Source organism: Pseudomonas sp. B329, from assembly GCF_023127835.1.
In the GTDB taxonomy this organism is placed as follows: Bacteria; Pseudomonadota; Gammaproteobacteria; order Pseudomonadales; family Pseudomonadaceae; genus Aquipseudomonas; species Aquipseudomonas synxantha_A.
Genome location: NZ_SPKP01000069.1, coordinates 46,877 through 59,488, shown reverse-complemented (window position 1 = coordinate 59,488; position 12,612 = coordinate 46,877). Strand labels below are relative to the sequence as shown.

The following is a 12,612-nucleotide window of genomic DNA, read 5'->3' as shown; positions in this document are numbered from 1 at the left end:
ATTCGCAAGAAACTGGTTGCACCTTATTTGCTTTGTTGAATAGCATTCGCGCACCAAGGTGCAACCACCTCTAAGGTTTGGTTCATCGGCTGGCGGCTTTCCTGGGGAAACGCCAGTCATAAATGCGCGGCTAGCAGGCTCGTCTACTCGGTTATCCACCAGTGGCGATCTGACAGACCGTCGCTACATAAAAACAAAGCCAGGGCGTCACTCATATGAGCGTTAGCAATCCAACCCTGATCACGTTCGTGATCTACATCGCAGCAATGGTGCTGATCGGCTTGATGGCCTATCGCTCCACCAACAACCTTTCCGATTACATCCTCGGCGGTCGCAGCCTTGGTAGCGTGGTGACAGCTTTGTCGGCCGGTGCTTCCGACATGAGCGGCTGGTTGTTGATGGGCCTGCCGGGCGCCATCTACATGTCCGGCCTGTCGGAAAGCTGGATTGCCATCGGCCTGATCGCCGGTGCTTACCTCAACTGGTTGTTCGTGGCTGGCCGCCTGCGGGTGCAGACCGAACACAACGGCGACGCCCTGACCCTGCCGGATTACTTCTCCAGCCGCTTCGAAGATAAAAGCGGCCTGCTGCGGATCATCTCGGCAGTGGTGATCCTGGTGTTCTTCACCATCTATTGCGCCTCCGGCATTGTCGCCGGTGCCCGCCTGTTCGAAAGCACCTTCGGCATGTCCTACGAGACCGCGCTGTGGGCCGGTGCTGCGGCAACGATTGCCTACACCTTTATCGGTGGTTTCCTGGCGGTCAGCTGGACCGACACCGTACAAGCCACGCTGATGATCTTCGCGCTGATCCTGACGCCGATCATCGTGCTGCTGGCCACCGGCGGTGTGGACACCACGTTCCTGGCCATCGAAGCCAAAGACCCGACCAACTTCGACATGCTGAAAAACACCACCTTCATCGGCATCATCTCGCTGATGGGCTGGGGCCTGGGCTACTTCGGCCAGCCGCACATCCTGGCGCGTTTCATGGCGGCCGACTCGGTGAAGTCGATTGCCAACGCACGTCGCATCTCCATGACCTGGATGATCCTGTGCCTGGGCGGCACCGTGGCGGTGGGCTTCTTCGGTATCGCTTACTTCTCGGCGCATCCGGAAGTGGCTGGCCCGGTAACTGAAAACCCTGAGCGAGTGTTTATCGAACTGGCCAAAATCCTGTTCAACCCATGGGTTGCCGGTGTATTGCTGTCGGCGATCCTCGCGGCGGTGATGAGTACCTTGAGCTGCCAGTTGCTGGTGTGCTCCAGCGCCCTGACCGAAGACTTCTACAAGGCGTTCCTGCGTAAAGGCGCTTCCCAGCTTGAGCTGGTTTGGGTCGGTCGGATCATGGTGCTGGTAGTGGCCTTGATCGCCATCGCCATGGCCGCCAACCCGGAAAACCGCGTCCTGGGCCTGGTCAGCTACGCCTGGGCCGGTTTCGGCGCTGCGTTCGGCCCTGTGGTGCTGATCTCGGTGATCTGGAAAAACATGACCCGCAACGGCGCACTGGCCGGCATCCTGGTCGGCGCGATCACCGTGATCGTGTGGAAGCACTTTGAACTGCTGGGTCTGTACGAAATCATCCCAGGCTTCATCTTCGCCAGCCTGGCGATCTACTTCGTGAGCAAGATGGGCGCACCGACGGTTGGTATGGTCGAGCGTTTTGATGCTGCGGAAAAAGACTACAACCTGAACAAGTAATTCGCTGGGCGCTGAGCGCTTGGAGGATGAACAAAAGGCCCGCGCACTATGGTCGCGGGCCTTTTTTACTTCAGTGGGTCAACCAAAGGAGACGGCGGCCATCCCTGACAAGCCGAGCGTGCAGAGAAGGAACGTTAGATGAAGCAGAAGCTTTGTTTGACGTGGAAAGGCCCGCACCTGCTCCAAGTCAGCGACGCCTCGCCAAGCATTGAATCGGGGTAGCGCAATGACGCAATACACTGCGCAAAGCCTCGCTATCCTTTCCCTTGGCGAATTTCTCAAATAACTGCTGTGGAAGGCGACCAAGCGACATCTGTCCAGGAGTGCTTCCATGGACTCAAGTTTTCGGTAGCACAAAAAGAACATAAGTATGTTTGAGACGATTGCTGCGGATATTGAGCTAATGGCGACCAATATGATTGGAGGCCAATTCATGAACTCCTCAATACTCATACAAAAACTCACCTACCTTTTCGCCAGCCACACCGCCAAAATGCCCTCCTGCGGCACCGCCGATACCTCCGGCAACCAACATACAGGCTAGAGCCCCTGGACCAGTACTAGGAGCCAATAAAAAAATACACAGCGCTGTGCCGCCAAAACCACCTGCTAAGCCTCCACTAACCCCTGTGCTCAGTTTTCCCAACTCTACATATTTCGCTTTCCTGCACTTCTCCTCTCTCCCCGTAGAGCATGCCTCCTTGATCTCCAGCGCTGTCACCGTCGTACTCAACGCTATCCCCAACGGCGTCCCGTTTTTAAGCAGCTTCGCTGTCTTCGAAACCCGTGCGATGGTCTCTTGATATCGGCTTATCTCCCCCGTATGCAAATAGCTTCTGGTTGAGATTCCCAGCATTTTTTTGATCGAGCCTTCATTGCGCAGCTCTGTGCCATAACGAGCAAAACTACGCAGTTGGGCGTCCAGCCTTGCAAACAGTGTTCGGCGTCGTGCAAGAAACTCATCTCTGTCGGCACCACCGCCCCGGCGTAGCGACTGTTTATGCAGGGCATCAATGTCTTCCAGGGTTTTTGCAACGTCTTGCAAATGCTTGCTCCAGGCATCACCTGCCGTGCCTATTCCCAGCGAGGTATACCCCAGCAGTTTTTGCAGCAAATCATAGTTGTGCAGTGCAAAGGCATCCCCGCCTTCGGCCATCACACTATGGCGAATGTCCCAGGCGGCTCGCATCAGGCGTGACTCTTCCAGGGTGCAGGCTGCGGTGGTGTCGTCGCCGATAATGACGAGTTGACCCGGTAGTACCACCACATTGCGAATGTGCGTGTTGAGCGCATCGAACTTGGTTTCGGCCTGTTTGCCCAAACGTAATTTGGCCTTGAGCTCCACAGAGGTTTGTTGCCGGTCATTGATGAAGGTGTAGGGCTGGGGCATTACACATTCCCCAACAGTGACTGGCTCGAAACGTGGCGATTGCCTGCCATGAAAACATTCCTTTTGAATGAACATGGCGGCGCAATTTAAACAGGTGATGGGACGGTGTCGTGGTTATGGAGGGGCGTTTCGGGGTGGTGTTTTTGTGTTTGGGAAACCGGCTACTGGGCTGCCGTAATATTCTGTCAGACCTGTGTATTTTTACTGCAATGGGGCTTCAGCACATGGCTCCCCTCCCAGATCAAATGAAGGCGGTGGTAGGACCTTACTGATTTACCTGGCATAAGCTCAGGCCGGCTACGAGCTGGTGCAGAATCAGCTGCCACCCTTCGCAGAGAAACACCGGATGTTCGCTCCTGCCAACCAAAGTGCATTTACCCTGGCCCTGGATGGGGCGCCCAGTGACCTCAAGGTGTATGAGTTCAGTGGCTCCGAGGCCATCAGCCAGCCTTACCGTTTCGAACTTGAGCTGGTCAGCGAGCAGCCGAATATCGACCTGGAGAGCTTGCTGCATCGTCAGGTATACCTGGGTTTCGATGACCGCGGCCATGGTGTGCATGGCCTGGTGTACCGGGTCGCCCAAGGCGATTCCGGACGGCGCCTGACACGCTACCAGCTCAGCCTGGCGCCGCACCTGGCGTATCTGGCGCACAGCAGTCATCAGCGGATTTTCCAGCATCAGACGGTGCCGCAGATCGTTGCGCAGGTGTTGGCGGGGCAGGGCATCCACAGTGACAGCTTTGAGTTCCGGCTGAGCGGTCAATACCCTGAGCGTGAGTATTGCGTGCAATTCGGTGAGACGGATCTGGCGTTCATCCAACGTCTGTGTGCCGAAGTCGGCATTCACTATCACTTTCAGCATTGCCCCGATGCTCATTTGCTGGTGTTTGGCGATGACCAGACGGTATTTGCCCAGGTCGATCAGCCCACGCCGTACCGGCCTGGGTCGGGCATGGTTGCCCAGGCGCCGGCGATCAAGCGTTTCACACTGCAATTGGCAACCCGCACCACGGCGGTCAATCTGCGCGATTACGATTTTTGCAAACCGCACCTCGAGCTGCAAAGCACGGCGGCCGACGCGCAGTTGCCCAAGCTTGAGGCGCAGCAGTTCCCCGGCTATTTTTCCGACCGGGCCCATGGCAAGTACCTCGCCCAGCGTAGCCTGGAGCGGCACCGCAGCGACTACCGCATCGCCCAGGGGCAAAGCGACGAACCGGCCTTGGCCGGCGGCAGGTTCCTGCAATTGAGGGAGCACCCGCGCGAGGAGTGGAATGACTTATGGTTGGTCACCCAAGTCACCCACGAAGGCAAACAGCCCCAGGTGCTGGAGGAAGCGGTCACCGAGGTGGTTGGCGGGGCGTTTCGTCAGGGGTATGGCAACACCTTTGTTGCCACGCCGTGGGATGCAATCTTTCGCCCGCCCTTGGCTGAGCAGCCGCGCCCGACGATATCGGGTTACCAAAGCGCAGTGGTCACTGGCCCGGTTGGCAGTGAGATCCATTGCGACGAATACGGACGGGTAAAGGTGCAGATGGCGTGGGATCGCATCGGCGAGCACAACGATAATTCCAGTTGCTGGCTGCGGGTGGCCAGCGGCTGGGCCCATGACCGCTATGGTGTGGTGCTGATCCCCAGGGTCGGCATGGAGGTGCTGGTGGGCTTTGTCAATGGTGATTTGGATATGCCGCTGGTGGTGGGGTGCCTGCCTAATGCCGCCACGCCGATGCCCCTCGACCTGCCGGCGGACAAGACCCGCAGTATCCTGCGTAGCCAGAGCAGCCCGGGCGGTGGAGGCTACAACGAACTGCGCATCGAAGACCGTAAGGGGGCCGAGGAAATCTACCTGCGCGCCCAGCGGGACTGGACCCAGCATGTGCTCAATGACCAACAGGTGCAGGTCGATAACCAGCGTCGTGTGCGGGTGGGCGGCGAGTCGCACCATGAGTTGCAGGGTGAAGAGCAGCGCATCACCCATGGCAACCGCCTCACTGAACTCAAGCAGGATGATCATCTGGCGGTCGGCGGTTCGCAGTACATGCGTGCCGGGCAGACCATTCAATTGGGCGCTGGGCAAAGCATCGTCATTGATGCCGGTGCCAGCGTGACGATTCAAGCGGGCGGGCAGTCGATCACGCTGTCGGCGGGTGGGATATTCAGCAGTGTGCCGATCCAGCCAGGCGGCGCGCCTGTTCCAGCGGCGGCGCCGTTAATGCCGGGGGTGAAGGAAACATTGTTGGCCGTTATTCCCGCGCCGCTAAGCCCTGCGCAAGTGGCCAGCCTCAAGCGCAGTGCGCCGTTTTGCGAAGAGTGTGAGCGCTGCAAAAACGGGCAGTGCGATATCAGCGCCCACGCACGGAGTTTCCCCTGATGGCCTCACCCTTGACGCCCCGCGCCTGGCTGGCCCAAAAACCGTTGCAGCCTGATGAGCAGCTATACGTCGTCATGGGCAACACCAGCGAGGCCAAGCCGTTTGCAGCCTGGCAAACCATGGCGGTCGCACCACCGCCGCAACCGGTGTGGGCGGGCACGCCCTATGCCGATTGGAATGAGGTGATGCCTTATGTTGGCGTTGTCGAGCCTGGCAGTGCTTTTCTCGACTGGGTAGCCACCACCCAGGCCTTGGACTGGGGCTGGCTGGCGGTGTCTTCGTGCCCGTTGGAGGTTGTGATCGATCACTTGAAGGGTTTGACCCAGGTGTACCTGCCTGAAGACCAGCCGGTATTTTTGCGCTTCTGGGATGGCGCGCAGTTTTTGCCGATGTTGCAGCAGTTGGGTGACGATGCCGCAACTGTGCTGCCCGTATTCCAGCGTTACTTAATCAATGGACAGTCGTTGGCAGTCTCGCCCCGCCAGGTGGCTGCGGCCAAACCCAGCCCTTGGTGGCGAGTGCCGGCGCCATTGTTGGCAAGCCTGGCGCAACACTCGCCCCAGGTGCTGATCGACAACCTGTTGCAATGGCTCCAGGAGCAGCGTCCCGACTTATACACTGCGTTTACACCCACGATCCTGCAGCACAAGGTCGCCTACTTCGCACGCAGGCCGGATATCAGCCATGCCGAGGTGGCGGACTACCTTGGCGTACAACTGAGTTAAACCCATGAGGCTCGCGTGATATCCGTACCGCCCGCCATGCGGCCCTGCACCTTTGCACCGGTAGAAGGTAAACTTCGCCCCCTGCGCAGGAGCAACCATGAATTATCGTCACGCCTTTCACGCCGGCAACCATGCCGATGTCTTCAAACACCTGACCTTGACCCGCCTCATCGCCCTGATGTCGCGCAAGGAGCAGCCGTTCGCCTACCTCGACACCCATGCCGGCATTGGCCTGTACGACTTGCAGGGCGACCAGGCCAACCGCACCGGTGAATACCTGGAAGGCATCGCTCGCCTGTGGGGCGCAAGCGACCTGCCGCCGCTCACCGCGGACTACATGCGCGTGCTGCACGAGATGAACCCGGACGGCCAGTTGCGCTACTACCCGGGCTCGCCGGAGCTGGCGCGACGCCTCACGCGTCCCCAGGACCGTGTGCTGCTCAACGAGAAGCACCCCGAAGATGGCGTGCTGCTCAAGGACAATATGAAGGGTGATCGCCGGGTCAAAGTGCATCTGGGCGAAGGCTGGCATGTGCCGCGTGCCCTGTTGCCGGTGCCGGAAAAACGCGCGTTGATGCTGATCGATCCGCCGTTCGAGAAGCTCGACGAAATGCAGCGTTGTGCGGCGTCCCTCAAGGAAGCCGTCAGCCGCATGCGCCAGACGGTCGCGGCGATCTGGTACCCGGTGAAGGACCAGCGCATGTTGCGCCGCTTCTACCAGGACCTGGCCGGTACCGGTGCGCCGAAGTTGCTGCGGGTGGAACTGCTGGTGCATCCACTGGACACGCCCAACACCCTGACCGGCTCGGGCCTGGCGATTGCCAACCCGCCGTGGGGTCTGGAAGAGGAGTTGCGTGAGTTGCTGCCGTGGCTGTCCAAGAAGCTTGGCCAGACCCAAGGTGGCTGGCAGATGGATTGGCTTATCGCTGAATAGTCAGCGCTCAGGCCACACACAAAACTAAATGTGGGAGGGGGCTTGCTCCCGATTGCTGAGTGTCAGTCAGTACTTCTGTAACTGACACACCGCAATCGGGAGCAAGCCTCCTCCCACATTTGGTTCTATGTTGACCTTAGATCGGGCAGGTCACGCCTGTGCCGCCGATCCCGCAATACCCCTGCGGATTCTTCGCCAGGTACTGCTGGTGATACGCCTCGGCAAAGTACACCGTCGGTGCTTCTTCGATTTCCGTGGTGATCTCACCCAGGCCGGCCTTGTTCAGCTCTTGCTGATAAGCCTCGGCACTGGCTTTGGCCGCCGCCAGTTGTTCAGGCGTGGTGGCATAAATCACCGAGCGGTACTGGCTGCCAATATCGTTGCCCTGGCGCATGCCCTGGGTCGGGTTGTGCAATTCCCAGAACATCTTCAGCAAATCTTCGTACTTGACCTTGGCCTGGTCATACACCACCAGTACCACTTCGCTATGGCCGGTCAGGCCTGAGCAGACTTCTTCGTAGGTCGGGTTCGGCGTGTAGCCGCCGGCGTAGCCGACCACCGTGCTGAGCACGCCGTCGCGTTCCCAGAATTTACGTTCAGCGCCCCAGAAACAACCCAGGCCGAAGATCGCAAAACCGACGTCATCAATAAACGGACCCAGCAGCGGGTTGCCGTTGACGAAGTGCGTTTCCGGCAGCTTCATCGGGGTTTCACGGCCAGGCAAAGCTTGTTCTTGAGTAGGCAGCACGTTTTTGTTCACCAGAATTTCCGAGCGCAAGACCATGATCAGTCCTCTCGTCAGGTTGAGTAACAGTAAATTGTCAGACAGTCAGTGTGCCCGAGTGTTACAGCGCTGTCAGGCGATTGGCCCGCGCGGGTAGCGTTTAAGCATCGTCAGCAGCTCTGCACCGGGGATCGGTCGGTCGAACAGGTAGCCCTGGCCGACATCGCAGCGGTGTCTGCGCAGGAACGCCAACTGTTCGGCTGTCTCGATGCCTTCGGCCACCACTTTGAGCTTGAGGTTGTGAGCCATGGCGATCACTGCCGAGGTGATTTCCATGTCGTCCTGGTTATCCGGGATCTCGTGGATAAAGCTGCGATCAATCTTAATGATGTCGATGGGGAATTTTTTCAAGTAGCTCAGCGACGAGTAACCGGTGCCGAAATCGTCCATGGCCAGGGTCAGGCCAAAGCTTTTCAACTGGTCCAGTTGCAGGCGCGTGTCTTCGGTGGCTTCCAGCAGCAAACCCTCGGTCAGCTCCAGCTCCAGCAGGTTGGCCGGTAGCTGTTCTTCCTTGAGGATGGTGGCAATCGAGGTCACCAGGTCCGGATCGGAAAATTGCTTGGGCGACAGGTTGATCGCCACCTGCAAATTGCCCATGCCGGCGGCGCTCAACTGCCTGCTCATGCGGCACGCCTGGCGGGCGATCCATTTGCCGATCGGAATGATCAACCCGGTCTCTTCGGCCACGCTGATGAACTGGTCGGGGCGGATCATGCCCTTTTCCGGGTGGTTCCAGCGCAACAGCGCTTCCATGCCCAGCAGACGGCCGCTGCGCAGGCACAGTTTGGGCTGGTAGAACACGTCCAGCTCGTTCTGGGTCAGGGCGCGACGCAGGTTGTTTTCCACGAACAGCTTGTAGCTGGCTTCGGCATTCAACGCTTCGGTAAACACTTGCACCTGGTGTTTGCCGTTGGCCTTGGCCTTGTGCAGCGCCAGCCCTGCGTTACGCATCAGCGTCTGCGGGTCGCGGCCATGCAGCGGCGCGCAGGCCAGGCCCACGGAGCCGGTGACGCTGATCAACTGGTTGTCGACGAACATCGGCTTGTCGAGCGTGGCCAGCAACTGGCTGGCGACCTGCTGGCCGGTCTCCAGGTCGGAATCATCCAACAGCACTGCGAACTCGTTACTGGCAAAGCGTGCCAGGCTGCCACCGCTGCTCAAGCTATTGCGCAAACGGCGGGCGAGGCTGATCAGCAACTTGTCGCCGGTCTGGTGGCCGAGGCTGTCGTTGATGCGCTTGAAGTTGTCGATGTCCACCAGCAGCAGGCTGATCGGGCTGTCGCTGTCGCGGGCAAAGCGTTCGTCGAGGTTACGGATGAACGCCGGTCGGTTGCCCAGGTTGGTCAGGTTGTCGGTGTAGGCCAGACGCTCGATGCGCTGTTGCGCCAGCTTGGTCTGGGTGATGTCTTCGTAGATGCCGATGTAGTGGGTCAGCTCGCGGTTATCGCCATACACCTTGGAAATCGACAACTGGCCCCAGTAGGGCTCCAGGTTCTTGCGCCGGCTTTTGAACTCGCCTTGCCAGCTGTTGCTTTTGGCCAGGGCCGACGGCGCGTCGAACAGCAACTCACTGAGATTTTCCAGGGCCGGCAGTTGCGCCAGGCGATGGCCGTGGACTTCTTCCGCGCTGTATTGGGTAATTGCGGTGAAGCTGGGGTTGACGTACTCCACCACGCCGTCGCAATTGACCAGCAGAAAGGCATTGGCGCTTTGTTCCACAGCACGCTGGAACAGGTGCAGGGCGCTGGTGGCGGTACGGCGGTTGTGGTTGTTGATGACTTGCGCGAACTGGTCTGCCAGCTCGCCGGCAAACGCGATTTCATCGGACTGCCAGGCACGTGAGCTGCCGCTTTGTTCCAGGCACAGCACGCCGACGACCTGGCCGTCGACACGAATACTGGCGTCGAGCATCGCGTGGATATCGTTGGCGCGCAGGCTTTCGGCCATTTCCCGGGTGCGCGGGTCACGTTGGGCATGGGTGGCGTCGATGGCGCGGCTGGAGTGCAGGGCTTCCAGATAATCCGGGAAACCGCTGGCGTCGATGGCTTGGGGCAGGCGGTGCTGTTGGTCGGCGCGGTGGTACGCCGAGATAGGCACCAGATGTTGGCCTTCGAGGTGCCAGATGCTGGCGCAGTCGATCTGGTAAATGTCGCACGCGCTACGGGTGATCAGCTCAGCGGCTTCTTGCAGCGAATTGGGCGTGGTGTAGCGCTGTCGGGCCAGCAGCAGGATCAGCTCCTGCTGGGCGCGCACCCGTTCCAGGTGTTGCAACTGTTCCTGCTGCGCGCGCTGGTTGAGTTCCAGGGCGATCTGCAGGCGGCTGTTCTGGTTTTCCAGGTCAGCGGTCGGGGCGGGCGCGGTGGTATCGCTGAACAGCCCGTCGACCACCATCAGGTAGCCGCGCAGCAGATGGCGGTTGTGTTGTTTGTAGGCCTCGCCCATTTCCAGCAGGCTCATCGGGCCGTCATGGGTGTGCAGGGTATAGCGCACCAGGTAATAGGGGCTGTGGGTCAGTTGCTGCTGGATTGCGTCGTGCAGCTGATAGCGGGCCTGGGGCTCCATCAGGCTGGCGTAGGGCGTGCCGATCAGCGCGCAGAGCTCCACAGCTGGCAGGCCGAACTGGCGCTCGCAATTGGGATCGAGGTACAGCAGGGCCCAGCTTGCCTCATTAAGCCGCTCGAAACGCAGCATACCGAGGCGCGAAGGCACCGGTAATTGCGTCACTACCTCGGCCGCCATACGGGCGACATCGGGTTGGCTTTTCATGGGGAAACTCGCTTGGGAAAATGCGCGTGGCGCCCGGCTCACGCCCTCTTTACTGTCGCCTGCGGCAAGGTTGCATCATGCGGCACGCACTGACAAGAGAGGATGAAGGCTAAGTGCTATAAGGCAGTTATCGGCCGTGCGGGGGATTTCTGCAATCGAAGTGACAGAAGGTGTACAAGCCTGTTCTGTGCGTACACCGAGCGCACAAAAAAAAGCCCCGCCAAGCGGCGGGGTTGAGGTACGAGCGTGGCGCTCGGAAATCGGTGCGGCGGGGCCTTCCCAGTACAAGGAAGGCCCTGCGGTTTACAGCAGGATGGTACGGATGTCGTTCAGCAACTGGCTCAGGCGCTGGGTGAAGCGTGCCGCGGCGGCGCCGTTGATCACACGGTGATCGTAGGACAGCGACAGTGGCAGCATCAGCTTGGGCTGGAACGCTTTACCGTCCCACACAGGCTGGATGGTGGCCTTGGAAACACCCAGGATCGCCACTTCCGGCGCGTTGACGATTGGCGTGAAGCCAGTGCCGCCAATGTGCCCGAGGCTGGAGATAGTGAAGCAGGCGCCCTGCATGTCATCCGGGGTGAGCTTCTTGTCGCGGGCCTTGGCAGCCAGCGCAGCCGCTTCACCAGCGAGTTGCAGCAGGCTCTTCTGGTCGACGTTCTTGATGACCGGTACCAGCAGGCCATCCGGAGTGTCGACGGCAAAGCCGATGTTGACGTACTTCTTGCGAATGATCGCCTTGCCGCTTGGCGCCAGCGAGCTGTTGAAGTCCGGCAGTTCCTTGAGCAGGTGCGCGCAGGCCTTGAGCAGCAGTGGCAGCACGGTCAGCTTCACGCCGGCCTTCTCGGCCACGGCTTTCTGCGCAACGCGGAAAGCTTCCAGGTCGGTGATGTCGGCCTGGTCGAACTGAGTCACGTGCGGGATGTTCAGCCAGCTGGCGTGCAGGCCGGCCGCGCCGATTTGCATCAGGCGGGTCATCGGCACTTCTTCGGTTTCGCCGAAGCGGCTGAAATCCACGGTACGGATCGGCGGAATGCCCGAGCCGCCCGTCGCGCCGGCAGCCGGTGCTTCCTTGGCCTTTTGCATCATGGCTTTGACGTAAGCCTGCACGTCTTCCTTCAGCACACGACCGTGCGGGCCGCTGGCCGAGACGGCGCTCAGCTCGACGCCGAACTCGCGGGCCAACTGACGCACGGCAGGGCCGGCGTGCACCTTGGCACCGCTTGGCGCAGGTGCGGCAGCAGCAGGGGCCGGTGTGGCCTCGGCTTTTGCAGCAGGTGCCGGGGCAGCAGCGGCCGGAGCGGCTTCAGCCTTGGCAGCCGGAGCAGCCGCCGGTGCTGGAGCGGCGGCCGGGGCAGCGCCTTGTACTTTCAGCTTGAGGATGAAGTCACCGGTGCCGACTTCGTCTTCCAGCTTGACCGCGATGCTTTCCACTACGCCGGCAGCCGGCGAAGGGATTTCCATGGAGGCCTTGTCGGACTCCAGGGTGATCAGCGACTGATCGGCTTCGACGGTGTCGCCGACCTTGACCAGCAGCTCGATGATCTTGGCCTTGCCCGACGAGCCGATGTCCGGGACGTGAATGTCCTGGACGGTGGCGGCGGCAGGTGCAGCAGCCGGGGCCGCTGGGGCCTCGGCAGCAGGTTTTTCAGCGGCAGGCGCAGGTTCAGCAGCGGCAGCCGGAGCCGCCGCAGGGGCTGCATCAGCGGCGCCTTCGATTTCCAGCTCCAGCAGTTCGTCGCCTTCTTTCAGGCGGTCGCCCAGCTTGACCTTCAGGCTCTTGACCACGCCGGCCTTGGGAGCAGGGATTTCCATGCTCGCCTTGTCCGACTCCAGGGTCAGGATGCTCTGGTCGGCTTCGACGGTGTCGCCGACCTTCACAAACAGCTCGATTACTTCACCTTCACCGCTGCCGATGTCAGGTACGCGAATGAGTTCGCTCACA

At 60.2% G+C, this 12,612-nt stretch carries 8 protein-coding genes; 4 read left to right on the top strand and 4 right to left on the bottom strand.

Annotation, left to right across the window (positions count from 1 at the left end; all coding sequences use genetic code 11):
* The first annotated feature begins 215 nt into the window (after positions 1 to 215).
* Entirely contained in the window at positions 216 to 1,700 is a 1,485-nt protein-coding gene (gene putP / locus E4P00_RS28290; protein WP_005784119.1) for a sodium/proline symporter PutP, read from the top strand.
* A 442-nt stretch (positions 1,701 to 2,142) separates the two neighbouring features.
* On the opposite strand, the gene E4P00_RS28285 is transcribed toward putP, so the two are convergent.
* On the bottom strand, positions 2,143 to 3,090 hold the full coding sequence (locus tag E4P00_RS28285) for a hypothetical protein (RefSeq protein ID WP_078820118.1): 948 nt from the start codon (positions 3,088 to 3,090) through the stop codon (positions 2,143 to 2,145).
* A 346-nt stretch (positions 3,091 to 3,436) separates the two neighbouring features.
* On the opposite strand from E4P00_RS28285, the gene E4P00_RS28280 reads away from it, so the two are divergent.
* The 3 genes from E4P00_RS28280 (at position 3,437) to rlmJ (ending at position 7,117) form a co-directional block, all read left to right on the top strand.
* Positions 3,437 to 5,458: a type VI secretion system tip protein VgrG gene (locus tag E4P00_RS28280; RefSeq protein WP_248133471.1), complete on the top strand. Its 2,022-nt coding sequence runs from the start codon at positions 3,437 to 3,439 to the stop codon at positions 5,456 to 5,458.
* The gene (locus tag E4P00_RS28275) at positions 5,458 to 6,183 is read left to right on the top strand and encodes a DUF4123 domain-containing protein (RefSeq protein ID WP_248133468.1); all 726 of its coding nucleotides are present in this window, start codon (positions 5,458 to 5,460) and stop codon (positions 6,181 to 6,183) included. Before E4P00_RS28280 ends, E4P00_RS28275 begins: the two co-directional genes overlap by 1 nt.
* A 97-nt stretch (positions 6,184 to 6,280) precedes the next feature.
* On the top strand, positions 6,281 to 7,117 hold the full coding sequence (rlmJ, locus tag E4P00_RS28270; RefSeq protein WP_005784124.1) for a 23S rRNA (adenine(2030)-N(6))-methyltransferase RlmJ: 837 nt from the start codon (positions 6,281 to 6,283) through the stop codon (positions 7,115 to 7,117).
* A 136-nt stretch (positions 7,118 to 7,253) separates the two neighbouring features.
* Here rlmJ and msrA read toward each other — a convergent pair whose 3' ends face one another.
* The 3 genes from msrA to aceF form a co-directional block, all read right to left on the bottom strand.
* On the bottom strand, positions 7,254 to 7,901 hold the full coding sequence (gene msrA / locus E4P00_RS28265; protein ID WP_248133467.1) for a peptide-methionine (S)-S-oxide reductase MsrA: 648 nt from the start codon (positions 7,899 to 7,901) through the stop codon (positions 7,254 to 7,256).
* Between the two features lie 72 nt (positions 7,902 to 7,973).
* Positions 7,974 to 10,667: a GGDEF and EAL domain-containing protein gene (locus E4P00_RS28260; RefSeq protein ID WP_248133466.1), complete on the bottom strand. Its 2,694-nt coding sequence runs from the start codon at positions 10,665 to 10,667 to the stop codon at positions 7,974 to 7,976.
* Positions 10,668 to 10,970: 303 nt separating this feature from the next.
* A complete protein-coding gene (aceF, locus tag E4P00_RS28255; RefSeq protein WP_103733920.1) occupies positions 10,971 to 12,611 on the bottom strand; it encodes a dihydrolipoyllysine-residue acetyltransferase in 1,641 nt (546 codons plus the stop codon).
* Position 12,612: the final 1 nt, after the last annotated feature.

Excerpts from the sequence above, each read along its gene's own strand:
- putP (WP_005784119.1), top strand. The coding sequence starts at position 216 with ATGAGCGTTAGCAATCCAACCCTGATCACGTTCGTGATCTACATCGCA.
- E4P00_RS28285 (WP_078820118.1), bottom strand. The coding sequence starts at position 3,090 with ATGCCCCAGCCCTACACCTTCATCAATGACCGGCAACAAACCTCTGTG.
- E4P00_RS28280 (WP_248133471.1), top strand. The coding sequence starts at position 3,437 with ATGTTCGCTCCTGCCAACCAAAGTGCATTTACCCTGGCCCTGGATGGG.
- E4P00_RS28275 (WP_248133468.1), top strand. The coding sequence starts at position 5,458 with ATGGCCTCACCCTTGACGCCCCGCGCCTGGCTGGCCCAAAAACCGTTG.
- rlmJ (WP_005784124.1), top strand. The coding sequence starts at position 6,281 with ATGAATTATCGTCACGCCTTTCACGCCGGCAACCATGCCGATGTCTTC.
- msrA (WP_248133467.1), bottom strand. The coding sequence starts at position 7,901 with ATGGTCTTGCGCTCGGAAATTCTGGTGAACAAAAACGTGCTGCCTACT.
- E4P00_RS28260 (WP_248133466.1), bottom strand. The coding sequence starts at position 10,667 with ATGAAAAGCCAACCCGATGTCGCCCGTATGGCGGCCGAGGTAGTGACG.